This is a genomic window from Staphylococcus sp. GDY8P94P, from assembly GCF_017892255.1.
Taxonomy (GTDB): Bacteria; Bacillota; Bacilli; order Staphylococcales; family Staphylococcaceae; genus Staphylococcus; species Staphylococcus cohnii.
Genome location: NZ_JAESKU010000008.1, coordinates 73,727 through 99,852 on the forward strand (window position 1 = coordinate 73,727; position 26,126 = coordinate 99,852).

The window sequence follows — 26,126 nt, forward strand, 5'->3', positions numbered from 1 at the left end:
AGGTTAGCTTAAATAATATAAATATGTCTATTTTAACAATTAAAGTTTTAAAGGAGATGTAACAATGAAAAATCCTTTCACAATTTCCAACAATGTGACACCCGATATGATTGACCATAACGGTCATGTACATGATGCGAATTATAATATGGTCTTCAGCGAAGCTATCAATCAATTTAATTATACACATGGTTTATCTTTAGAAGAACGTACCAAGTTAAATTACACACTATTCACTGTTGAAGAACAAACAGCTTATTTATCTGAACTAACTGAAGATGACACATTTACCATTACAATTTACATCTATGATTATAATGAAAAAAGCTTACATTTCTTTTCTGTTATGACGAACCAAGACGGCAGCAATATAGCAACAAATGAAGCAATGATGTTAGGGATTGATCGCACAATCAACAAAACAGCGCCATTCCCTCAATCATTTGCTGACCAAATTAGCAATTATTATGATAACCAACTATTAATCGAATGGCCAAAACAATTAGGTCATAAAATCGGTATCTCAAGATAAGGAGTGATAAATATGTCACAAGGATTAATCGACACAATCAAAGTGCAACTTTATGATTTAAATGATGATATGAAAGCTGCACTTAGTGAACTCAATCAAAACAAACAGCTGGTCATTAATGGACCTGATAGTCAATTGATTAAACGCGGTTTTGATATTAGTTACTACCAAGGTCAAAAACAAGCTATAGATACTATTACTTCATTAGTGGAACAAATTGATGTAGAAGCAGCTTTTATACAGCGTTACACAACTTTTGTTCAAAAAGAAACACAACTATATGAAAAATATCTCTCGAAATTTAACAATATGGATATACCAACGCAAGATTTTAACGACTTTATAGCGCAATACTATAAGCTAAAAGGGACACAATCTATATTAACTGTCCTTGATACAACAATGAATAATCACCATTAATTGACCGAATTATTTGAGCATATAAAAACAGAAGCAAGGCGATATCAACAAAATTATATTTGGTGTCTGCCCCGCCTCTGTTTTTAATTTTTCGTAGCCTTATCATCATTTTAAAAATCGAGTGTATGCTTCCACATTAACGTTTATCGTGAATTGTATTGACGATTTCTTTCACAACTTTATGCGATTCTCTAATAGGTAATAATGCGAATGCATTCACCATTTTTTTAAAAGTATACAGTTGAACTGGCTGACGCATATCTTCTAACATATAAGCCAATTTTTTCATATCTGGTAAGTAAATCTCTCTTCCACCACCAAATAAATATATGGGTGGTAAACCAAATAATTCTCCATTAATTGGTGATATCCTACTATCGTTTAATGGAAGATTTCCAGACCATACTTTCATAATTTTTTGTAAACCTTCTATATTTATAATGACATCTTTATCGATTAAATCATCTGTAATATTTTCATTATCCAATTGAGCATCTAGCATCGGTGAAAACAAATACAATTTAGCTGGTAAAGGTTGATTATTTGATTTTAACTGTTGCACAAAACTCAACGCCAATGCGCCTCCAGTTCCATCTCCCATCACAATAATATCTTCATTATTACATTCTGTTAATAATTGTTGGTACACTTTATGAATTGCAGCATAAGTATCCTCAACAAGATATTTGGGTGCTTTTGGATAAATTGGCAAAATAACTTCATTTAAAGTACTTAACGCAAGTTTATCCATAAATCTCCAGTGAAATGCAGAAGGTTGTAAAATATTATATCCACCGTGAATATATAATATTTTCTTTTGTTGACTGTGTCTAAAGCGAAATCTGAACACCTGCATATCATCCATCATTTGTTTTTCTAAGTCTGATTTTACATTTAAAGTTTCAGGTTGCTTGTGCTTTTTTTCATTCATCGTTAATCTTTTTTGTAAAAATTTTTCAAAGCTTTGTTGGTCATCAAATATAATTGAACGATGTGGCAATAAGTATTTATTAACAAATTTTGTTGTTAGTCTTGATTTCATTCATAATCATCCCTATCTTTTTTGTAACAAATTTTAGAATTATAGAATTTTTGTTTCAATTCAGCATTTAAAATAAATTATATGATAAAATAAAAATAATGACATAAAAACGAAGTTATAATAGATATTGAAGTTTAAAAGTATGACAATTCATACTAAAAATTAAATTATCCAACTTCATTGGTTAAAATGTAACAGTTATTACATATTATAACAAAATAAAAGTCATAAAATAACTAGATCCCCATCTAATGTAATGAAAGGAGTAAGTTATGACCGCAAACAATCACCAATTTAAAGATTTTGAACATACTTTAACGAGTGAAACAATGCAACGAGGCGCCCGTTATGGAAAAAAGAAAAAATCTTGGGTTAGCCTTATCATACAAGTTATCGTTTTAATTCTAGTTGCTATTTCAGGTTATAGTATGTTTAAGGAACCTATATTCAATTTAGTTTTTGTAGATAAAACGGTTAATTTTAAAGAATTAACAAATTTTCAAGAAACTATCAATAACTTAACGAATTTAAATATCAATGTTGAAAGTATCGATAACTTACAAACAAGCATTGATCGCTTGATACTTGTATTTTATGTATTTTTTATTTCCTGTATATTAAGTTTAATCTTAACTCTTTTTACGTTGTTTTTTAACAAAACGATATTGAAAATAGTTAACATGTTTATCATAGCGATCATGCTTGCAATTACTTTCGGTTTTTCTGCATTGATTAAAAATATTGCAACAAGAATTGCTGATTCAATGAATCAGTATTATATCACTGTTGATTCAACTCAAATATTAACAGAGTCAAATGCAATCCATAACGCTTTTATTTTATTAAGTTGTAGTATCGCTTTACTTTTAATTAGTTTATTTTTTAGAAATCGAAAACCTAGAATATAACTTCATTTAAACTTTATCAAAAAGCTGATACATATACTATCATTGATTACACCCGTAAATGAATGACTAAAAAAATTCATTTGCGGGCTTTTTTTGCCTCCACTTAATCGATTAGTGCATCGATTAAGTGGATTTTTGAACAAGCAATTTTTCAAAACTACAATCAATAGCATGTATATTATCTAATTAACTTGCGCATTTATAAAGACGATTTAGCTTCACTGATAATGTAAAATAAATCAACTTAGTACAAATTTTTGTCCTAATCGCTATAACTATATGAAAATATTAACTCAGACTGTATTAATAACAAAATAAGCGTCAATTTCTACGTAACTATTATAGAAATTGACGCTTATTCATTAGTCAGTGATGTTACTTCACTGATTTTTTTACTTATTCTTCATTTGAAATATAATGTGACTTGCCTTTTAAGAACAAGCTCAAAATAAATGCCAAAGCACTTAATAAAGTAGCTATTAAGAAAGCACTATTTACACCGTTAATAGAAGCTAGCTTTTGCACAAATTCTAAAACTTGTGAAGTTGCCATTTGTTCTCCACCCATTGCTTGAGCCATTTCTTGTAAACGGTCTTTAATAAATGGATTTGTTTTATCTAAATCTTGTGTATATGAGGCGATGTGTTGTGTTGTTTGTGTAGACATTACTGTAACCAGTAAAGCTGTACCAATTGAACCTGCCAATTGTCTCAATGTATTAGATAAAGCATTACCATGTGCTATGAGTCGTTGTGGCAATGCGTTCATACCAGCGGTCATTATTGGCATCATGATAAAACTCATACCAAATGAACGAATGATATAAATAACCATTAAGTGACCATACGTTGTATTCATGTTTAATTTTGTTAATTCCCACGTAGCATAGGTCATAATTGCTGTACCTACTAAAGCTAGTGGTTTAATACCAATCGTATCTAATAATTTTCCTGCGATCGGTCCCATGATACCCATTATTAAAGCACCTGGTAATAATAATAAACCTGATTGTACTGGGGTAAAGCCTCTAAAGTCTTGTAAATAAAGTGGTAATAAAATCATACCACCAAATAAACTCATCGTTACAATCATGTTAATAACGGTAGTTAATGTAAAACCTGAATATTTTAAAACTTCCATGCTTAGCATTGGCACACGCATTGTAAGCTCTCTAATTACAAAAGCAGTAATGAATATGACACCAAGAATAAGAGAGACTACAACAATTGGAGAACTCCAACTATTATTCCCTGCTTCACTGAAGCCGTATAATAGCGCACCAAAACCTATTGTACTAAATATGATGCCTGGAATATCTGCTTTAGGATTTGTAGTAACTTGATAAACTCTGAACCATATATAGGCGATTGCTAATGAAATAAGTCCTATGATGAACATACCATAGAACATCACGTTCCAATGATAATTTTCTACAATATAACCTGACAATGTCGGGCCTATAGCGGGAGCTAAAATCATTGCTATACCGAGTGTCCCCATAGCTGCGCCACGTTTTTCAGGCGGAAATATAGTCATAAATACATTTGTACCAAGTGGCATTAAGATACCTGCACCAATTGCTTGCAGTACACGGCCTACCATCATTATTGTAAATGAACCTGACATACTACAGACTAAGGAACCGATTGTGAACAATGCCATCGCTATTAAGAATAATTTACGATACGAATATTTATTAAATAAATAAGCACTGATTGGTATCAGAATACCATTCACAAGCATAAATCCTGTCATAAGCCACTGACCTGTATTTGCAGAAATATTAAAATCTGTGTTTATTTTAGGCAATGCAACATTTAATAACGTTTGGTTCAAAATAGCTATAAACATACCGAAAATCATCGCTATTAAAACTTTTCCTTGAGAAGTGCCTTTTCCAAACATAAATGAACTATGTTTAGCTTTCAGCTTTTCATTTACTTGTGCTTCTTCAGAATTCGGATTGATTTGTTCATGATCCGAATCATTTTGTGTTGATGATTCAGAAGCGTAACTATTAGCATTTGCATTTTCTGACTTTTCTTCTGTAGATTCACCTTTGTTTTGCTCTTGATTTTCTGTTGTTGCTTTATCGTCTTTAACTTTAAATTTAGATTGATAACTTTCGTTAGAAGCAATGCTTTCATACTTAGATTGTTCCATTTTTTGGGTGGATTTTTGCTTATTTCTTTTCACGAAAAAGAAATTAAGTCCACCGACAAGAATGAGCGCTATGACTACGTAAACAATAATGAAGGTCATTGTCATTTTAAGACCTCCTTAATTTTTATGAATTTTTACTTCAGCGTTCATTCCTGGAACAACATTTTTAGATGGTTTTGAATCTAGTGAAATTTTCACTGGTACCACTTGTGATACTTTTGTATAGTTGCCATCACTATTTGATGAAGGCATCATTGAAAAGCTTGAAGCAGTTGCTTTACCTACTTCTTCTACTTTACCTTTTAATTCAGCGTCTTCACCATCTAATTTAATATTTACATCTTTACCTTCTTCAACGTCTGCAATATCTTTTTCATCCACATTAGCAGTTATATAAGAATCATCTAAATTATAAGCGTAAGCGATTGGTGTGCCAGCTTGAGCCATTGAGCCTTCCATGCCATCAACTTTTACAATTGTGCCATCTTTAGGCATTTTAATACTCATATCTTGAGATTGACCACCTTCACCTTTAGCAGCAACCTCTGCAACTTTATCACCTTTGCTTAATTTTTCATTATTTTTAACATCAAGTGACTTGATTTCGCCAGAAGCTGGAGCTGACACCTTAATTTGTTCTCCATCCACTTTAGCATTATCTGTACTTACAAAAGATGTTGCTTGATTATAAAAATGGAATCCTACGACACCAATAATTACAAGCACAACAATGGTAATGACATTGATTAATACCATTTTCTTCATGATACTTTCCTCCTATTTGCATTTAAAATTCACCTTGTATATTATAAAAAGATGAAATTTAAAAGTATACCGACACTTAAATAAAATGTGTTGGGTACATTATTTATGTTCTATGAAGGAGTTATTATGAAACAAAATGCAAAACGAAAAATCATCCGTAATATGATTGCATTACTCGAGTTACATCCATTTGAAAATATAACTATCAAAATGTTATGTGCATATAGTGGTATAAATAGGACCACATTTTATGATTACTTCGTAAATAAATATGACCTTTTAGCTACAATACAATCACACCATATTCAAAAATATAAAACACTATTAGAAAATCTATACAAAAGTTCTGAAGAAATTGCGGATAATCACTCTAAACTATATCAATTTTTCAAAATCATTTTGCGTTATATCAAACGTCATTATGGCTATTTCCATGCTATTTTAGTCACATATCCTAATCGTGATTTATTTTTTGAGTATATGCATGCAACGCGGGACACTTATATTAAAATTTTGGACGACTATACCGATGTATTAAACAAAAAACAATTTGTAATATATGCACTAGGTGGTCAAATGGGCCTTGTTTATACTTGGATTAAAGAAGGTTGTAATCAGTCAGTTAAAGATTTAGCTCAAATTTTATTAGCTAATACAATTAAATTGAATCGTTAATAAATTATCTAATTAAAAAGACTACTAAATTTCTACAAAATAATAGAAATTTAATAGTCTCATTATACTAACTTATTCGAAGACATATATTAAAAAATTGATACTATAATAGTACAACATGATCTAGTATCTGTAGATCAACATGGTATACCAAAAGCAAATAGATTTTCACCAACCTCAATCACTCATACAAATAAATCAGAGTATGACAGTAATCTAATTTATTTAAACGGATGTCATTGTCACACCAAGATTTTACGCATATGCGCTTATGTTCGTTTCCTTGTTCTAAACACAAAGTAACTCATCACTTGCAGTAATATTAATAACAGACCCGCGATGATGATAATTGTGACATAAGGCACATAATTCCCTTCTCCCATTAAACCTACGAGCGGTGAGACCACCCCTCCTAGTAAGTATTGCATAAGTCCAAGTAAACTTGATGCACTCCCATTACCACCAGTACGTTCATCCATCGCAATAGAAAAACCAAGCGTTGCTACACCAGTAACTGGTGCAACAAGAATGATAAAACCTAAGAATAAAATCCATATTGAAAAATGGTTTAATAAAGTAATCGTTACACTTAAAATTCCTACTAATTGAATCAACGTCAAAATCCGTAATAATGTTTGTCGATTGATATAATCAACGAACTTACCAGTCAATTGACTTGAAACAATGAGACTAATACCAATAACTGCAAACATAATACTAAATTGTTGTGGTGACATACCATATACATGTTGCGTGATGAATGGAGAAGCTGAAATATAACTAAACAAGATGATAAATGTAACACCTTGAATCAACATTGGTAATACAAAACGTGGCGTTACTAATAATTGTTTAAAATTCTTAAATATAATTGCTATATGAGGACTGTCCCTATGTTCGATAGGTAATGATTCTGGTACTTTAAACATAGTCCCCAAAAACATAAGTATCCCAAATAAAGTTAGTATGACAAAAACCATATGCCAAGTGGAAAATGATAAGATCATGCCACCTAAAGCAGGTGCTAACACAGGTGCCACACCATTGACTAACATAAGTAAAGCTAAAAATTTTGTTAATTGTTTGCCACTGTACAAATCGCTAGAAATCGCCCTAGAAATAACTGCGCCTGCGCCTCCACAAAAACCTTGTACAAACCTTAAAATGATCATCCACCATATATTGTTTACAAAAATAATACCTATACTTGCTAATGTAAATAACAACATCGCAATCATAAGTGGTTGCTTACGTCCGATTGAATCAGAAAAAGGACCCGTAAATAAATTCCCAACGGCTAAACCTATCATAAATAAAGATAAAGTTAATTGTGAAGTTGAAGTTGTCGTATTAAAATCAGACTGAATTTGAGGTAAACCAGGTAAAAACATATCAATCGATAAGGCACCAATCGCAGTTAATGCACCTAGAATTAAAATAAAAATGAATGATTGCTTTTGTTGTTGATTATCCACCATTTTATAACTCCTTCAAAAATTACTTGAAATATCCAGTTCGACGATATTTACACTTGTTTATGTATTGTTAACTAACTTATTACAAATTATTAATTAATAAGCATTATTACTATTATAGCTTTAGCTCAAAAACAAAGAAAGTGTCAATTTCTATTAACTATTATAGAAATTGACACTTATTCATGAGTCGGTGTTGGCTTGTTTCCAGATTTCTCTGCTTAACCACTACTCCATATATTATAGTATTATCAGCAAGCATATCTTTATATTACTCTTCCGAATATTTCACAACTTTAAGGTTACTGGCATCATCATCGCCTTCAAGTTGGTAATCCACTTCGCCATATTGACCATTTTCTTTGACGGTTTGAGCTGTAATATAAAATGTTTCACCTTGTCTCACAATTTCAGTGATTTGTGGCTGAGGTAAATAAAATACAGCATTTTCTTTCACATTATTTTTTATAGATTTATAGTTATCAGTATTTTTTTTCAAATAAGATGAAACTAAATTAAAGTTACTTTGACTATGTGCATTATTCATTGCAGCAGTATAATTACCGAAAAAACGAGCCACCTTATTTCTGAAGCTATTTTCTTCTTTTTCTTTTTTATCTACATAGTCTTGAATTTCATCACCATCAAAGTTCAATGTTACATATGTTTTATCCTTCAAGTTATCCGTTTTAACAGTCGTTTCAGCTGATTTAAATGTCTTTTTCTTCGCTTCTCCTTCAGCAGAAACTGTTAATTCTTGTGTTTTTGGATATGGTCCTATTTCTTTATTATCAGCATAGTCATATGTTTTATCATTCACTTTCACTTTAACAGTATCTTTATCTATTTCAGATGCACCTTTCAAATCTAAGACGATATAAGCTTCATTAAAATCTTCTGATACATCAACTGTCTCATGATTACTATTATTAAAATTAAATTTGAGTTCACCGCTAAACTGTCCGTTAGCCATCTCTTTTTTAGACTCTATGACGTAATCACCTGGTATAAATTCACCGAGTACTGTCGTCTTATTCTTCTGTGCATGTACTGTTCTTTGTTTATCATTTGCTTTGAATTTGTAAGTTGTATCGTACTTAGGCTTTACAATCGCTTCTTTTGTAGGCGCTGTAAAACTCATATTATCAAATATCAAGTAACGTCGCCCATTTTTGCTGATACGCAAAACTTTTTCACCATTTTTTGCTGTTACAAAGTCTTCTTCACTAGTCTCATTTTTATTTAATGATTTTATTTTTTGCTTAATATCTTTCGTATATTCTTTCATGCCAACTTCTTTTTTTATATATTTAATATAAGCTTTTGCCTCATTTTCATCTACACTATTATTTTGCGTGCTTAATAAGGTTGATAATTTTTGAGTATCATTATTATCTACTGCGTTAATTAATATTTCCGATTGTGCTTCCGGCGAATTAAAATTTTTCAATAAGATAAATATAATAACCAGCAGGATAATGATAAAAGCTGCAATACCCCAGGGAATAATTTTCCTTGCTTTGCTATTAACAGTTTTTTTATTTTCTTTTGAAGTTCGAGTCATTTTTTCGTTACTAGTCGACTCTAAACGATAGCCACAATGACTACATCTTCGTTGTCCTATCCTTATGTTTTCCCCACATTTAGGGCACTTTTGCATTTTATCACCACGCTTAGTCCTTATTTTTTACATTATCCCGTTATTTTAACATAATATATTCATAAACTATACGGCTTTATCAAGCCATTTCCACCAATTTTTTGTAGTTTTTTAATTAAGTAAAATTCATTTTTACACTACTTTATTTCTATTATATGTACATGAATAAGTAAAAGATATACATCATTAGTCCAATGTCTTTTTACAATTCCTTTAATTTTTTCTTCAATCTTATATAGTTGTTCTTTTAATGAGGCGCTTCAAATAAATCATTTTTACATGGACACATCATTCTAGTTATTGAAATATGTTTTAATTAAACGCATTTTGCTTTACTTAAAAATATTATCATTGTTTTTACTATTAAACACTGTGTTTCAAATTGAAATTTTTTAATCTTTGATCAATAATTTCTAAAACATATCGTGCTTGTTCGATTTGTTCATCCGATAAGTCGTGTAATATATCACTGACAATTGTATTGATAATTTCCTTACTTTGTTTATTAAATTGTTTACCTTTTGCTGTTAATTTAATATATTTTAACCTTTGATCTGCATTTTCTTCAGCTTTCTCCCATTGCACTACTTCTGCTTGTATTAATTTTTTTATTCTCCGGCTAACGGCAGCTTTATTTACGCCTTGTCTTTCAGTTATTTCTGTTAATGTCATTGCTTTTTCGTTTTCTAACATTAATATAACATTGGCTTGCTCTTTTGATACGTTATAGTCTTCTCTTAGTTCTTTTAACAATTTAGCTAATAAAGTATTCACATCATTTATAAATTCACCCATAAAATCAATATGACTACTTAAATTTTTAACCATAACTTCTCGCACCTCTACTATTCTAGCTCACATAAGTAAACGTTATTTTTTTTATATTATGTTAATAATATCAATATTCGAGACGGTATAAAAGCAGAAATTTCTAACCGTTGCGTTTTTAATTTTTAAACCTAACTAAATTACAATCAACAATACCTATAAAATTTGATTAATTTTAAGAATTGCTCTACATTTAAAATATTATAAATTTTCGGGGTGAACCATGTATTCGTTGTCTTTAATTATAAGTTTATTTATTCTATGTGGTTTTATTGCTATGTATAAGAATTTAAAATTTACTACTAATTTAACTTTTTTTGTAATTCAAATCATTTTAGGCTACATTGTTATCATCTTACATGTAGGTAAGTCATCTTTACCTATTCCACTAATCATAACGATGTTTGTTGGTGTATTGCTTTTACACATCAAACATCATCATCTATTTAAACATAGTGTAAGCACACTTTTTTTGCGCCGTTTATACGCTATAACATATAAGGTATTACTGTTCATGATTGCTTGTGCTTATATTAGTCTAGTTCCTGTGGGCATCAATGTGATTTTTTATTGGTTAGCCGCTATTGCCTTTAGTGCATGTTTCACCTTCATTTGTTATGCACTTTGTGCCTCTGCCTTTTCAAATGTTACGTATAAACAAGATTTTGACGTCATATTGGTGTTGGGTGCAGGTATTTTTACAGAACAAGTAACACCTATGCTTGCTAAAAGATTGGACAAAGCTATAAGGTTATACCATTTACATCCAGGCGCACATATCATTGTTAGTGGTGGGCAAGGACCTGACGAACCAATTTCAGAAGCCTTGGCTATGTATCGATATTTAGTGCAAAGAAATATTAATCCTTCAGCAATCATACTTGAAGATCAATCGACGAGCACTTATGAGAATCTTAAATATACAAAAGTGCTCATTCAGCAATTATTTAAATATGAACCAAATATCATATGTGTCACTAGTCAATTTCATATTATGCGCGCTTTAAGGTTTGGACAAAAATTAAATCTCAATTTAAAAGGTGTCGGTAGTCATACACCTTATCATTTTTTTGAAATTGCATTAATTAGGGACTTTTTAGCCATCATGTACCAATATAAGCTTTTACTAACTTGTTTTTTTGCAGTGTTATTTTGGGCATGTATAATGGCATTGTGGCACATACCAACTATTTAAAATCATTAACTACGAAATAATGTGTGGATATTACATTCGATTGAATGTGCAATGCTATTCATAAAAAAAGGGAGTGAGACAGAAATCTAATTTTACTAAAAAGATTTCTATCCTACTCCCATTTAATTTGAAAACACGACTTTTATCATGTCACTTTTAAATATACTATCGATTAACAATGACACCATCATCTAATTCGATTACTCTGTCAGCATAATCAAATAGTCTTTTATCATGTGTAATCATAATACCTATCATATTTTTACTTTGAATTTGATTTTTAATCATATCTATGACTTCTGTAGCACGTTCGGCATCTAAGCTTGCAGTTGGCTCGTCAGCTAATATTATTTTAGGATTATTCATTAATGATCTCATGATGGCAACACGTTGCTTTTGTCCACCTGAAAGTGTGTGTGGAAATACGTTTAACTGTTCTGCTAAACCGATTTGTGTTAATAATTTTTCTGCTCTATCAGTGGCTTCTTTTTTAGCCATTCCCGCTTCTTTACCTATAGTTATTAACTGATCTTTAACTTTTAAATATGGTACTAAGTGTGAAGATTGAAATATAAATCCAATTTCATTTAATCTTAGTTCAGAAGCTTTTTTATCACTATCATATAAATGTTCACCATTATATAATATTTCTCCACTACTTTGTGACAATAATCCACCTAAAATAGTTAAAAGCGTCGTTTTACCAGAACCTGAGGCTCCATTTAAAATTATAAATTCTCCTTCATTCACTTCAAAATTGATCCCTTTTAGTACTTTAGTTTCGGAAGAGCCTTTACCAAAAGATTTTTTAATATCTTTAACTTGTAAACTCATTATTCTCCACCTCCTATAGCTTCAATAGGGTCTACTTTAAATAATTTAATAAATGATAGTGCTGCACCGACAATTGCAACAACTATGAAAATACCCACGACTAATAATATATTTGTAACAGTTACATGGAAAGGCATAGAAATTGGCATTACTAATGACAATCCACTGATTAACGCCACAGAAATAATAACTGCAATCATTGTAGTTATTAATATTTGAATGATTAATGCACTTAATAAATGTCTTGTCTTAATTCCAATTGCTTTTAAAATACCGATTTCAGGAATTTTTTGTATCGTCATAACATAGAAGAATGCACTAAGGACTATAGCAGAAATAACAAACAAGCTAACTATCATCATATTAAGTGGTGCTTGTTCTGCTTGATAACTTGGTATTTCACTTGTGATATCATCTTCTGTAAATACATCTATACCATTAATATCTTCTAATTTATTCATCTGTTTTTGTGACATATCTTTAATTGGATAAACAGTACTCACATTTTTATTCAATTCATCAAATCCATTATTATTCATCATAACCACTGAACTATGAGAATACATTGTGTCATCCAAAACACCTGAAACTTTTAACGTTTTACCGTCTTTAATTTTAATGTTGTCTCCAACATCTACCCCACTTGCAGTTAATTTACTATTAATTGCAATTTCATTGTCTTTTTTAGGATAATGCCCTTCTGACAATTTGGGTTTTTCATTTTTCACTGTATTCGTCATAACAACATCTTCTTCATCTTTATCAATTTTCAAAGTTTGAGATGCTATTTTTAAAGGTGACTGCCCGCTAATATCTTCAATCTTCTCTTGCTGTTCTGGTTTAATAATTGATTTTTCAATTTGTGGTGTTTTGTTATTTTGCATCACATATTTTTCAGCTTTCATATTGTCTAACATAGAAATATTTTCTCTTGCTAAACCTTGTGCCAACCCACTAATAAATAGAACCATAACGCCTAATAATAATATAATTAACATGATTAATATATAACGAAATTTATAATATTTTATTTCTTGCCATGCTAATTTCATAGTGATTCACTCCCTTTCAAGAACTTATATTTAAAGTTTAGTCTCTGTATATGAACTCAATATGAACTATGATTAACTTTTTGAAATATTTCCTATTTGTTAAGTTAAATTTTTCCATATATAATGTCTGTAAAATGATTAAGGAGATTTTGAGCATGACAACTTGTTTAATTGTCGATGATGACAGTAAAATTTTAGAATATGTTTCAAATTATATTTCACGAGAAGGATTAGATGTAGTAACACAATCAAGTGCTGAAAACGCATTGTCATATTTAGATACACATCAAGTTGATATTGCTATCGTAGATGTAATGATGTCTGGCATGAGTGGTTTTGAATTATGTAAAATTTTAAAAGAAGATTTTGAAATGCCAGTTATTATGTTAACAGCTAGAGACGCACTTAGTGATAAAGAACAAGCTTATTTAACTGGCACAGACGATTATGTTACCAAGCCATTTGAAGTGAAAGAACTTATCTTTAGAATAAAGGCCGTATTAAAACGCTATAATATAAATGCTAATAATGAGTTGAAAGTTGGAAATCTTACGCTTAATCAAGCTTATTTAGAGCTTCAATCTTCTACTAAATCAATGAACTTGCCAAATAAAGAGTTTCAACTCTTATTCTTACTTGCCTCGCATCCAAAACAAGTATTTAACCGTGATGATTTGATTGAAAAAATTTGGGGGTTTGATTATGAAGGTGATGAACGAACAGTTGACGTACACATTAAACGTTTGAGAAAACGTTTATCGAAACTAGGAGCTACTATTACAATTCATACAGTGCGTGGCTTAGGTTACAAGGTTGATGACAATGTTTAAATCACTATATTCACGTATTGCTATATATACAATCGTCATCTTACTATCAAGCGCTGTGCTTAGTTTCCTATTAACTAACGTCATTTATCATAATCATTTAAAAGAGAATAATGATGCTAAAATCATGAGAACATTAAAAGATGCAATTTCTTATGAAAAGCAATCTAAAATACAATTGCCAAAACCCTTTTTCGAACACCTTGGACAGATGAATTATCAAGTTATGACCGTATCAGAAAATGGTAAAAAAGCTTATTATGGTACTGCATTTAGAAAAGACAATGTTGACTCGAAAAATATTAAATCTGTCTTAAAGGGAAATGACTATCACGGGATAAGCAATTTACCATACAATCCTTTCATCACTGGATTCTTTGAAAATACTACTCAAAATACTGTTGGTGTGCAATTTCAATCCAATGGTCATAACTATGCAGTATTTATGAGACCAGACATTGGAAAAACATTTAGTGAATTTAGAATTTTCTTAGTCATATTAATTACACTATTATTAGTCATCTCAATCATTTGGGTTATTTCTTCAACTTACATGATTATTAAACCAATACAACAGTTAAAACAAGCGACTGAAAGATTAATGGAAGGCAATTTTGATGTGCCAATAGATATTAAGCGTAATGATGAATTCGGCACGTTGCAATACCGTTTTGATAAAATGAGACTTTCTTTAAAACAAGTAGATGACATGAGACAACACTTTGTTCAAAATGTTTCACATGAGATTAAAACACCCTTAACGCATATTCATCATTTACTTGATCAATTAAAATTTACAAAAAGTGCCACAGAACGAGAACAGTATATAGACGAAATATACCAAATTACAACGCAACTAAGTGAATTAACAAAAGAACTTTTATTGTTATCAGAAATTGATAATGGGGAGCATCTAGAATTAACTGATCATATCGAACTCAATAAGCTCATTAAACAGATTATACGTCATGAACAATTTGCGACGAACGAAAAAGAGTTAATTATTATGTCTGATTTAGCTAATATATCATTAATAGGAAATGAGCGACTATTAAATCAAGCATTTCAAAATTTAATAACTAATGCGATTAAATATTCAGAACAAGGTGGTACAATTGACATTACACTCACACATGATACTGATCACATTCGTTTTAATATAACTGATGATGGTCAAGGTATGACACCAGAAACTCAATCTCGTCTATTTGAACGTTTTTATAAAGCAAGCAATCATGATAATAGTAATGGCTTAGGCTTAGCAATTGCTAAAGCTATTTTTGAATTACACAATGGCACAATTGAAGTATCAAGTAAGAAATATGAAGGTACTACTTTCACTGTTAATATCAATAAATAACAAGCGTGTAAACGCCTAGAAAACCATATGTTTCAGAGGCCACGGGTTCGATGCTCGAACCATCATACAACATACTTGTGGTATACATGCACGATCAAAATTTCAAGATTTAAATATAAAGAAGCGCTAACCCGTAATGGATTAGCGCTTCTATTTTAAGTATGGAAATTTATCTCGCAAGAACTTCATTTAATAAAATGAGTACATCATACTTATTAATTAATTTTTAAGTTTTTAGTTATTTCTTTATTAATTTGAGTGTATAAAGCTTCATTTTCTGATAATTTCATACCAAATGAAGGCACTATTTCTTTAATTTTTTCTTCCCAATTGTTAAATTCATCTTTGTAACAACGTTGAAGTACATCAAACATGATGTCAACTGCAGTCGAAGCGCCTGGAGAAGCGCCTAAAAGTGCTGCTAAAGAACCATCTTCAGAAGTAATAACCTCAGTACCAAATTGTAAAGTACCTTTTCCTTTATCAGTATCTTTAATGACTTGTACACGTTGTCCTGCAACTACAATTTCCCAATTTTCACTTTTAGCATTTGGCACAAATTGACGTAAATCTTCCATTCTCTCCTCGTTTGACAGTGTTAGTTGAGAAATTAAATATTTAGTTAAGTTCATTTCTTTAATTCCTGCCGATAACATTGTTATAAGGTTGTTTGGTTTCACTGATTTTATTAAATCCATATTTGAACCTGTCTTTAGGAATTTTGGTGAAAAGCCAGCAAATGGTCCAAACAATAAGGTACGCTTGCCATCAATATAACGTGTGTCTAAATGTGGTACTGACATCGGTGGCGCACCAACAGCTGCTTTTCCATAAACTTTCGCAAGATGTTTTGAAGTAATAGCCTCGTCTCTACAAACTAAGAACAGACCACTTACTGGGAATCCACCAATATGTTTAGACTCCTTAATGCCTGTTTTTTGTAATAAAGGTAAACTCGCTCCACCGGCACCTATAAATACAAAGTCGCTATCTACTATTGTAACTTCATCCGTTTTCAAATCTTTCACTTTAACTTCCCAAGTTCCATCTTTACGTTGACTCAGATTTTCTACTTCATGTTCGTAATTAAGTTCTACGTTTTTATCTTCTAAATTAGAGAATAGTTTTTTTGTTAGCGCGCTAAAATTTACATCAGTCCCCGTTTTGTCATATGTAATAGCCATTGGTATATTTGATGTGCGCCCTTCCATAATCAACGGTGCCCATTCTAAAATTTGATCTTTGTCATCCGTAATTTCCATATTACTAAACAAAATATTTTTATTTAATCTTTCAACACGTCTTCTTAAAAAATCTACATTACGTACGCCCTGTACAAAGCTCATATGTGGCACAGGTTTAATAAAAGCTTCTGGTTTTGATAATTGACCTTGCTTAACAAGGTAATTCCAAAATTGTTTTGTAATTTGAAACTGTTCATTAATTTTAACAGCTTTAGTAATATCAATTGATCCATCTTTGTTTTCGTTTGTATAATTTAGTTCGCATAATGCAGAATGCCCTGTTCCTGCATTATTCCATGCATTCGAACTTTCTTCTGCTGGTGTAGATAATCTTTCAAACATTTTAATGTCTTTCTCAGGTGCAAGTTCTTTTAATAAAGTTCCTAGTGTTGCGCTCATGATACCGCCGCCAATTAATATGACATCTGTTTTGCTATGTTGTTTACTCATAACAAACACAGTCCCCCTTTTATATATGTTTATAGACACGTTATCTTTATCTAGGAAAGTCTCAACCATGATAAAGCGTTTTCTATAGTAAATGATTTAAATCTTAATCTACTATAATTATACGAAGTACTTAAAAAATAGCAGAATCTTTTGGTACACTTCTAATTATATACGTTATTGCCCTATGAAAAAAGGGCTTTCAGTAATTCTACTTAAATTATGTTAATACCTGTTAACTATCATTGCTATGATACGACTTAAATTACTATTTTAAATTTAAATATATTGAGCAAATTACATTGTGTCTCATATAACCTTCATTACTTTATCAATCACCTAAATTTCATGCTATAATAAATTCTAATTTAATTCTTATACTTTTGGAGGTATTCCAATGAAATCTATCACTTTTTTTACGCATAACTTATATGCTATGGGTGGTACCGTTAAATCTATTTCTCAATTAGCTAATGTTTTAGCTGAAAAAGGCCATCAAGTTGAAATCATTTCCGTTTTCAAAGGGGCTTCTAAACCTTATTTCAAGCTACATAAATCTATTAAAGTGCGTGCTTTAACAGACTATCAATTACAATTTTTTAATATTAAGGATATTTTTTTCAATAGAATCCACAAATATACCTCTTTTTCTAAACCAAAATTAATTTCTCAATATGAACCAGGACTATATCAGTTTTCACATTATATTGAAAACAAAATGATTAAAGCAATACGTAATGTTTCTACTGATATACTCATAGGTACACGCGCGAGTTTCAATATATTAATTGCTCACTATGGTTCACAAAATGTAGAGAAGATTGGTATGGAGCATATGAATTTTGAAGCACACAACATTGCTTTACAAAGAGAAATTGCAGATGCTTATCAATATTTAGATAAAGTAACCACACTAACAGAAAGTGATAAAAGTAAATATGAAGCTTTCATTCAAACTCCTGTTTATGTCATACCCAATATTTTAAATGAACCTCGCCTCTCAATATCAAAAGATAAAATCATCACTGCTGCAGGACGATTAGAATACGAGAAAGGATTCGATCTATTAATTCAAAGTATCATACCTATTCAACAAGAGGTCAGACGTTTTAAATATCAAATACACATCTATGGTGATGGAAAAGAACACGAACTCTTACAACAATTAATCATAGAGCATCAACTGGCAGATATCATAAAGCTTTATGGTTCAACTCAACAATTAAACGAAAAATTAGCTAAAAGTGATATTACAGTCATCCCCTCTCGTAATGAAGGTTTCGGAATGGTGATTTTAGAAGCAATGAATCAAAGTAATGTTGTGGTTAGCTTTAATGGTAACGCTGGCCCAGATGCACTGATACAAAATAACGTCAATGGATATTTAGTAGCACATGGAAATGTAGAAGATCTTTCTAATAAACTACTACGACTTATAAACCAAGAATTTAATAAACAAGCGATCATAGAAAATGGATACCAAACTGTTCAATCATTTTCATCAGATTCTGTCTACCATTACTTTCAAATGATGATAGCGTCGAAATAAAAAAGAAACTTTTAGTTTTTTCCATATGCCAGCTTTAGTACATTATTTCACTATGATTCCATTTATCAATTGATTTATTCACCATAACAAACAACGCCACTGTTAATTATTATATATTAAATATTGGTAGTGATTTGTCCGTCTCCTGTGGGAATATCACTAGCCGAAGACTACAAGCTAAGGCAGTGCCCACGGATAGTGGGCACAAAAAAACTGTCAACAAAGTCGGAAACTTTGTCGACAGCCTGAATGAAGCCATATGGCTTCTTTTTTTCTATCTTTATATTTAACTTCGTGTTTCGATATAATACCAAATCAAAGCAGCCTTAATTCTGCGTATTTACAGATAACTGACTAGCAAACATATCAATGCTGTTGTTTTAATGAATGATAAAGCTCAACATAAATGTCCATAAACATACAAAGATAATAAATGCAAAACTATAACGCAATGTCATTTTTAATAATTCCGATTCCTTACCTACCTGTTGTACAGATGCAGTTGCAATAGCAATGGACTGAGGTGAAATCAATTTAGCTGCTACACCACCAGCAGTATTGGCTGATACAAGTAATGCACCACTTGTACCAATATTATTAGCTACTGCTGCCTGTATCGGAGCAAATAACGTATTATTATTTGTCACAGAACCAGTTAAAAATACGCCGATCCAACCTAAAACAGGTGATAATAGAGGGAAGACTGATCCTGCCTTAGCAATACCTTCACCTAAAGCATTACTTAAACCTGCATAAGTCATTAATTTAGAAATAATTAAAATAATACAAATTGTAATAATAGGCAACCATAATTCTTTAAAAGTTAATTTTAACAAACGTGTTGCATCAAGCATATTCACTTGTTTTGACATCAATATAGTTATTAAAATTACTAATAAAATTGCTGTACCAGTTTGTCCAATGATATTGAGTGGCAATGTAATTGCTTTATCAGCAATAGCGCTATACGTACCTGGAAGTTGAATATTAAATACTAATGCACTCAATGCACCATTAGATGTGAACAGTCCTTTAAATTGTGGTGCGCTCCAAACCATAACCAATACTGTTAAAATCACAAATGGACTCCACGCATATATTAAAGTTTTAAAATTATGTTTTACAATAGTCTTAGGTTCTCCGCTATCTTTCAATCTAAATATATTTTTTGGTTGATGTTTTTTAGAATATACTGCTAAAGCTAACATTGATACTAACGGTGGGATAATATCAGCTAGTTCTGGTCCAATAAACACCGTGATCAAAGCTTGTAGTATGGTAAAAGTCCCACCAACAATAAGGATTGCTGGTAATGTTTCTTTAATACCTTTAAAACCATCAATAATCCATACTAATAAAAATGGTATAAACATATTCATAACCGATAAAGTTAAAGCCGACATTTGAGAAACCGCAAAACCTGTAACATCACCTGGCAAACCAAGTGTATCAATTACAGTGACAGGTAAACCAATAGCTCCAAAAGCACCAGCTGAAGCGTTGGCAATTAAACATAACATTGCAGCTTCTAAAGGCTTAAAGCCCAACTGAGTTAATAATAAAGCACATATCGCAATCGGTACACCAAAACCTGCTGCACCTTCTAAAAATCCATTAAATGCAAAACCTATGAGCAATAATTGGATACGATGGTCTTGAGATACACTCGCAATACTATCTTGAATCTTATCAAATTGCCCAGTTTCATTTGTAACTTTATATAACAAAACTGCCATAATTACAATATAACCAATTGGAATTACACCTTGGAAAAATCCTTCAATTGATGCACCTGTAGCGATATTCATAGGCAATTTGAATATCGTTATGGCAAGTATCAACGTAACGACTAATGTCGTAATTGAAGCGTATATCCCTTTCATTTTAAAAATGGTTAAACATAATAAAAATAAAATGATAGGGATAGCAGCCACAATACTGGATAATAATACATTGTTAAAGGGGTTAATACTTTCTACAAACATATATACTCACTTCCTATACTTAAAATAATTAATCATCCTTTTATTTGTGAATTATTTCACATAAATTATAACATCTACTTTAAGTAAAATACAATAATTTTCAAAAAATTAAAAGCCCAAAATTAAAGTTTTTTAATTTTCTAATAAACTCCAATTGAATATATATCAATTCAGGCGCTGTACGTCAGTAATGATATGAATATCAATGTTTCTTTTATCTATGACATATTAAATGATAAAATAGGGATAATAATATTTAAATAGAGGGATTATAAATGATAAAGCAAATAGAATTTTCAACGTGGGACCTTTTAGCTCAGCATCTTGAGAAAGCTACAGCGGAAGGATATTCTCATTTTGTATATATAGATCAAAATAGTGAGATTTATCAATCAATGTTAGAGGCAGTTACACTAAGACCCGTCACTATCGTTGCAGATTATACAATCAATCAGCAATATTTAAATGATTGCCGATATTTCGGTAAATCAGAAATCACTTTTAATGATTGGATGGATAATCTAAATCATTTTCCAAATATTATTTTTCATATAGAAACTGCTCAAAAAATAATAAACAAATATACAGTTAATAATATATTTGATTTAGCATTATTATCACTTTTACAAGATGATGTTGCTACAGATAGCCATGTTGTTTTTAATTTCAAACATACGTATACAACTAGTGATGCTGTTTGGAATTGCATTCAAGCGTTCACGCCATTAAACACTACTAAATTTAATTTAAACAAATTAGCCTTTGAACATAAACACACGTTACCATTTAAAAATAGTGAAACATTAGCACCTAATAATGATGATATTCGATTTACAGATAAAGTGCTTAAAAATACTAAATTCAAACTTCCACATTGGCTTTATAATTTAATTCAACATCATTACGAAAAAAAACATGATGAAATCAGTTATATTTACAAAAAAGATAAATCGAAAGTTAAAAATCATATTGTCTTTTTAGGTTTTGATTATGGGTTCCGAGGTAATTCTCGCTATTTATTTAATCATTTTGCAAAATATTTTTCTAAATTACCTATATTTTTTATAACTAATGATGTAAATGGACCTAATTTTATTGATCCAAATGATGCGAAAGCAAAAAGTCTTATCGAAACAGCAAGTGTGGTCATTTTAGAAAACGATATCCCCGACGATATCAAACCAAATGGTACAATTATACAACTGTGGCATGGCACACCTATAAAAAAACTATTTTTAGATAGTCATGAACCAAATGAAAATCTCAATATTTATAATTATCGCGCACGCAAATATAATAAATGGTTACAACAAGACTATTTCATCAGTGATTCCGGAGCCATTATGGAACATTTTAAATCTGCATTTCCACAACAACATACTCATTTATTAAATTGTGGTTATCCAAGAATTAGATATTTATTAGATAAACAATCTGATCAACCTTATATCTCATTCATTAAGAAAGAATTAAAGCTAGACCCTCAAAAACAAACATTACTTTACGTTCCTACATGGAAAGCAGCAAATGAAACAACCGATTTATTACCAATTAGTGATGGTTTATTAAATAAATATAACGTTATCTTTAAAGGACATGTCAACGATCAATCTAACTATATGCCTGAAAATGCTATCATTGCACCTTCACATATAGAAATTCAAGATTTGTTGTTAGTATCAGATACAGTATTGACAGACTATTCTTCAATTATTTTTGATGCACTCACGATTGATAAAACTGTCTGCCAATATACGCCTGATCACGAAAAATATGTTTGCGAACGTGGTGTTTATGAAGATGTTATGCATTCTCTTTCTACAGTTCGATATAGTGATTCAAAAGCACTTTTAAATGATTTAATCAGTCATCAAATGAAAGATATACACGATAATCCATTTATAAACAAAGACAATCATGCTTTTGAAACGATTTCCCATATTATTCAAAAGTCTATTAATTCCAACACATAAACTTAATAATCAAAAATACAATCAACGATTTGTTGCCGACTTTAAACTTCAAAGTTTTCATATTCCAATGTTAACTTTGGAGTTTTTTTAAATATAAAATGTGTTTTAAGTGATAACAATAGTAACATGAGTATATACTGCAAAGTTAAGCAAAAATAAAAAGAAGCAAGTTAGAAATCAATTTTTTTCAAATTCATTTCATCTACTTGCCTCTTTATCATATTAAGTATAAAACTTGCACTATTTTATGATTCTTTATTGTTGATATGCTGGGTCAACTACTCTAACAGTACCTTGTTGGTCAACTGTTACAATTGAATAACTACCCGGTTGTGCTTGATTTTGGAAACTAAAAATATAGCTATAATTGCCTTCACTACCTTCAATAGCGTAATCATTATAAGGATTAGATTGGCCATTTAACGCATTAACTTCTGCAGTTGCATTATCTAATGAATTTTGGAAATTAGGCAATGACTGTAAAGCTGTTTGTGGGTCAGTACTACCTGAAGTAATGTTTTGTGCAACAGGTACTGCATTTTGACCTTGATAAGGTGCCACATATTGAGAAGTTCCACTGTTATTTGTGTTACCCTCATTCGAACTGCTTGCACTATTAGAAGCTTGGTCTGCATTACTATTTGCATTACTTGCTGTACTATCATTGTTACTCGTATTGCTTGAATTATCACCATTATTTGAAGTACCGCTATTGTTAGCACTTTCATTGGAACCATTAGTCGAACTATCATTGGCATTGTCACTATTTCCAGAATTGCTACTGTCATCAGAGCTAGAACTAGAGTCAGAATTAGAGTCAGAGCTAGAGCTAGAACTAGAGTCAGAATTAGAGTCAGAGCTAGAACTAGAGTCAGAACCATTTTTATCAGCATCACTATCTGAGTTGCTGTCTGATTTGCTATCCGAATTTTCATCGGAACTATCATTGTCTTTTTTGTCATCACTCTTAGAATCTTTTGAGTCTTTTGATTTGTCATCGGAAGACTGTTTGTCTTTCGAGCTATCATCTTTATTACCACCATTGTCATCACTACCATTAGAACAAGCAGCAAGCGCTAATGTAAGTGTAAGAAAACCTGCTAATAACTTTTTCATATAATAAGCCTCCTTAGTTGTGTCTTTCTCATTGCCTAATTAAAAGTTATGTAATGTATTTAGCAATTAGGATGAATGAGAATTATTATGTTATTCACTATTATTATTAAAATAAACACCTTTTATCAAAACTTTTTTTGAAATAAATATAATTTTTACAAAAACTTAAAACTTTAGAACTTTAATTAAATAATTAGCTTTTATAATAGACAAACAGCGATTCAAAATAATTAAACAGATTAAAGAAAAAATGACTTTTTCAAAAGCTACTATATGTTTTTTTCCATAATTAAATCTGTATCTACCACGTTACCAGTATAAAATTCATGAGAACCTGTTATACGCAATCCTTGATTTTTATAGAAATTTAATGCTTTGTCATTATATTCCCATACGCCTAACCAAATTTTTGTCTTGTACAACTCGCGTGCTTTCTTAATTGCAAAATCAAAAACTTTTTTCCCTTTACCTCCACCTTGCGATTGAGGTAAAAAGTATATTCTTTGTATTTCTAAGTAGTCTTCCCCCATTGCTTCAGTTTGTGCATCATCTATATTCAATTTAAAATAACCTACAATTTCATTATTACTGAGATAAAAATATGTGAATGAATGTTTATTACGTAACTCTTCTTGTAACGTTTCCACATTATATGCCTGTTTAAAATAGATTTCAAAATCTTCCTCTGTATATCCACCATCTCTAAATGTATGTTTGAATGTCGCAATACTAATTTCTCTTAATTGGTGTACTTCCGATTCTTTTACTAATTCAATATTATCAGTCATACTTCATCGCCCCTTTTTATCATCTTGTCAATTAGTATACTAAAATGTTAAATATGTTACTATACGACTTAATATATTTATTTGACAACTTAAAGTATAGCGTTATGACATAAAATTCAAGTCCCCTAAAATTAAAACGCTTACTTTTAAATCAGTGCTTTTACGCTTATTGTGAAATTAACAATAACATGATAAAGTAGTTCTAGTTTTTTAATTGTTCATAAATATATACATAAGGGAGTGCCATAAGGCAATGACTAAAACATTTAAAGCTTTTGTGGTCAATGAACAAGACGGCAAAGTAACAAGCGAATTTAAAGATATGACAATAGATGAGCTTCCAGAAGGTGAAGTATTGATTAAAACAAAATATTCTGGAATTAATTATAAAGATGCACTAGCTACATTGGACAATTCAAAAATTGTTAGCAGTTATCCGATGGTGCCTGGCATAGATTTGGCAGGTGTTGTGGCTCACTCTGACACACATGCTTTTGAGCCAGGAGATGAGGTCATCGTTACTGGTTACGGTTTAGGGACAGACCATTTCGGAGGTTTTAGTGAATATGTGCGCGTAAAAGAAGAATGGATTGTACCTTTACCTAAAGATCTCACACTTGAAGAAGCTATGATATATGGGACAGCAGGTTACACAGCTGGTTTAGCAATTGAAAGATTAGAACATAATGGGCTATCAGTAGAAAAAGATCAAGTACTTGTGAGAGGTGCAACAGGTGGTGTAGGAACATTAGCGATAATGATGTTAAATGGAATTGGATACGATGTAATCGCTAGTACAGGTAAAACCGAAGCTACTGAAGCACTCAAAACGATAGGTGCAAAAGATGTTATATCTAGAATTACCAAAGAAGATAATAAACCTCTAGGTAAACGCACATGGCAAGCTGTTATCGATCCAGTTGGTGGCGACAGTTTTTCACAAGTTATTAAACAACTTAATTATAATGGTAGTGTTGCACTCATCGGCATGACAGGAGGCGCTACATTCGACAGTTCAGTCTTTCCTTTCATATTAAGAGGCGTAAACGTTATAGGTATTGACTCGGTATATACAGAAATGAGACAACGAAAACACATTTGGCGTCGTCTATCTAAAGATTTAAAACCAGACCAATTACATGATATAAAACATAATATAAAATTTAAAGATATTAAAAAAAGCATAGATGAAGTGATTCAACATAATAATTCTGGTAGAATTGTTATCGAATTTGACTCATAAGATGATTCTATAAACTCCGCACATCAAGCAAAAATGGATGTGCGG

Annotated in this window: 22 protein-coding genes; 10 read left to right on the forward strand and 12 right to left on the reverse strand. The window is 30.9% G+C overall.

Features of this window, described 5'->3' with window-relative positions; genetic code table 11:
* Positions 1-64 precede the first annotated feature (64 nt).
* Entirely contained in the window at positions 65-532 is a 468-nt protein-coding gene (locus KA926_RS04815) for a thioesterase family protein (protein WP_210143706.1), read from the forward strand.
* A 12-nt stretch (positions 533-544) separates the two neighbouring features.
* Positions 545-952, forward strand: a complete 408-nt coding sequence (locus KA926_RS04820) for a hypothetical protein (RefSeq protein ID WP_210143707.1) — start codon at positions 545-547, stop codon at positions 950-952.
* 136 nt (positions 953-1,088) lie between these two features.
* Here KA926_RS04820 and KA926_RS04825 read toward each other — a convergent pair whose 3' ends face one another.
* Positions 1,089-1,994, reverse strand: coding sequence for an alpha/beta hydrolase fold domain-containing protein (locus tag KA926_RS04825; protein ID WP_210143708.1), 906 nt, complete (start codon positions 1,992-1,994; stop codon positions 1,089-1,091).
* 272 nt (positions 1,995-2,266) lie between these two features.
* Here KA926_RS04825 and KA926_RS04830 point away from each other — a divergent pair, with 272 nt between their 5' ends.
* Complete coding sequence (locus tag KA926_RS04830) at positions 2,267-2,902, forward strand: hypothetical protein (protein WP_210143709.1); 636 nt, start codon at positions 2,267-2,269, stop codon at positions 2,900-2,902.
* A 396-nt stretch (positions 2,903-3,298) separates the two neighbouring features.
* On the opposite strand, the gene KA926_RS04835 is transcribed toward KA926_RS04830, so the two are convergent.
* The gene (locus tag KA926_RS04835) at positions 3,299-5,170 is read right to left on the reverse strand and encodes a DHA2 family efflux MFS transporter permease subunit (protein WP_210143710.1); all 1,872 of its coding nucleotides are present in this window, start codon (positions 5,168-5,170) and stop codon (positions 3,299-3,301) included.
* Between the two features lie 12 nt (positions 5,171-5,182).
* Positions 5,183-5,830 carry an HlyD family secretion protein gene (locus tag KA926_RS04840; RefSeq protein ID WP_107385104.1) on the reverse strand — a complete coding sequence of 216 codons (648 nt, stop codon included), beginning with the start codon at positions 5,828-5,830 and terminating at the stop codon, positions 5,183-5,185.
* Between the two features lie 126 nt (positions 5,831-5,956).
* On the opposite strand from KA926_RS04840, the gene KA926_RS04845 reads away from it, so the two are divergent.
* Positions 5,957-6,505 (forward strand): TetR/AcrR family transcriptional regulator, encoded by a 549-nt coding sequence (locus KA926_RS04845; protein ID WP_210143711.1) that lies wholly within the window; start codon positions 5,957-5,959, stop codon positions 6,503-6,505.
* 269 nt (positions 6,506-6,774) lie between these two features.
* On the opposite strand, the gene KA926_RS04850 is transcribed toward KA926_RS04845, so the two are convergent.
* From KA926_RS04850 to KA926_RS04860, 3 genes are all read right to left on the reverse strand, one after another.
* Entirely contained in the window at positions 6,775-7,983 is a 1,209-nt protein-coding gene (locus tag KA926_RS04850) for a putative multidrug effflux MFS transporter TcaB (RefSeq protein ID WP_210143712.1), read from the reverse strand.
* A 268-nt stretch (positions 7,984-8,251) separates the two neighbouring features.
* Positions 8,252-9,640 carry a membrane-associated protein TcaA gene (locus tag KA926_RS04855; RefSeq protein ID WP_210143713.1) on the reverse strand — a complete coding sequence of 463 codons (1,389 nt, stop codon included), beginning with the start codon at positions 9,638-9,640 and terminating at the stop codon, positions 8,252-8,254.
* A gap of 363 nt (positions 9,641-10,003) precedes the next feature.
* Positions 10,004-10,468 (reverse strand): MarR family transcriptional regulator TcaR, encoded by a 465-nt coding sequence (locus KA926_RS04860; protein ID WP_107385132.1) that lies wholly within the window; start codon positions 10,466-10,468, stop codon positions 10,004-10,006.
* Between the two features lie 223 nt (positions 10,469-10,691).
* On the opposite strand from KA926_RS04860, the gene KA926_RS04865 reads away from it, so the two are divergent.
* The gene (locus KA926_RS04865) at positions 10,692-11,663 is read left to right on the forward strand and encodes a YdcF family protein (RefSeq protein WP_210143714.1); all 972 of its coding nucleotides are present in this window, start codon (positions 10,692-10,694) and stop codon (positions 11,661-11,663) included.
* A gap of 165 nt (positions 11,664-11,828) precedes the next feature.
* Here the strand turns inward: KA926_RS04865 and KA926_RS04870 are convergent, their stop codons facing one another.
* Both KA926_RS04870 and KA926_RS04875 read right to left on the reverse strand, forming a co-directional pair.
* Positions 11,829-12,497, reverse strand: coding sequence for an ABC transporter ATP-binding protein (locus KA926_RS04870; RefSeq protein ID WP_119535752.1), 669 nt, complete (start codon positions 12,495-12,497; stop codon positions 11,829-11,831).
* Positions 12,497-13,549, reverse strand: coding sequence for an ABC transporter permease (locus tag KA926_RS04875; RefSeq protein ID WP_107385695.1), 1,053 nt, complete (start codon positions 13,547-13,549; stop codon positions 12,497-12,499). The genes KA926_RS04870 and KA926_RS04875 overlap by 1 nt, the downstream gene beginning before the upstream one ends.
* Before the next feature lie 155 nt (positions 13,550-13,704).
* On the opposite strand from KA926_RS04875, the gene KA926_RS04880 reads away from it, so the two are divergent.
* A complete protein-coding gene (locus tag KA926_RS04880; protein WP_107385696.1) occupies positions 13,705-14,379 on the forward strand; it encodes a response regulator transcription factor in 675 nt (224 codons plus the stop codon).
* Positions 14,372-15,736 (forward strand): sensor histidine kinase, encoded by a 1,365-nt coding sequence (locus KA926_RS04885; protein ID WP_107385137.1) that lies wholly within the window; start codon positions 14,372-14,374, stop codon positions 15,734-15,736. Before KA926_RS04880 ends, KA926_RS04885 begins: the two co-directional genes overlap by 8 nt.
* A 215-nt stretch (positions 15,737-15,951) precedes the next feature.
* Here KA926_RS04885 and mqo read toward each other — a convergent pair whose 3' ends face one another.
* The gene (mqo, locus tag KA926_RS04890; RefSeq protein WP_107385138.1) at positions 15,952-17,430 is read right to left on the reverse strand and encodes a malate dehydrogenase (quinone); all 1,479 of its coding nucleotides are present in this window, start codon (positions 17,428-17,430) and stop codon (positions 15,952-15,954) included.
* A gap of 394 nt (positions 17,431-17,824) precedes the next feature.
* Here mqo and KA926_RS04895 point away from each other — a divergent pair, with 394 nt between their 5' ends.
* Entirely contained in the window at positions 17,825-18,976 is a 1,152-nt protein-coding gene (locus KA926_RS04895) for a glycosyltransferase family 4 protein (protein WP_210143715.1), read from the forward strand.
* Between the two features lie 380 nt (positions 18,977-19,356).
* Here the strand turns inward: KA926_RS04895 and KA926_RS04900 are convergent, their stop codons facing one another.
* On the reverse strand, positions 19,357-20,961 hold the full coding sequence (locus KA926_RS04900) for an L-lactate permease (RefSeq protein ID WP_107385698.1): 1,605 nt from the start codon (positions 20,959-20,961) through the stop codon (positions 19,357-19,359).
* 275 nt (positions 20,962-21,236) lie between these two features.
* On the opposite strand from KA926_RS04900, the gene KA926_RS04905 reads away from it, so the two are divergent.
* Positions 21,237-22,934, forward strand: a complete 1,698-nt coding sequence (locus KA926_RS04905; RefSeq protein ID WP_107384983.1) for a CDP-glycerol glycerophosphotransferase family protein — start codon at positions 21,237-21,239, stop codon at positions 22,932-22,934.
* Positions 22,935-23,189: 255 nt separating this feature from the next.
* Here the strand turns inward: KA926_RS04905 and KA926_RS04910 are convergent, their stop codons facing one another.
* Both KA926_RS04910 and KA926_RS04915 read right to left on the reverse strand, forming a co-directional pair.
* Positions 23,190-24,050 carry a hypothetical protein gene (locus KA926_RS04910; RefSeq protein ID WP_210143716.1) on the reverse strand — a complete coding sequence of 287 codons (861 nt, stop codon included), beginning with the start codon at positions 24,048-24,050 and terminating at the stop codon, positions 23,190-23,192.
* A 269-nt stretch (positions 24,051-24,319) separates the two neighbouring features.
* A complete protein-coding gene (locus KA926_RS04915) occupies positions 24,320-24,838 on the reverse strand; it encodes a GNAT family N-acetyltransferase (protein WP_107384985.1) in 519 nt (172 codons plus the stop codon).
* 253 nt (positions 24,839-25,091) lie between these two features.
* On the opposite strand from KA926_RS04915, the gene KA926_RS04920 reads away from it, so the two are divergent.
* Positions 25,092-26,081, forward strand: coding sequence for an acrylyl-CoA reductase family protein (locus KA926_RS04920; protein WP_107384986.1), 990 nt, complete (start codon positions 25,092-25,094; stop codon positions 26,079-26,081).
* Positions 26,082-26,126: the final 45 nt, after the last annotated feature.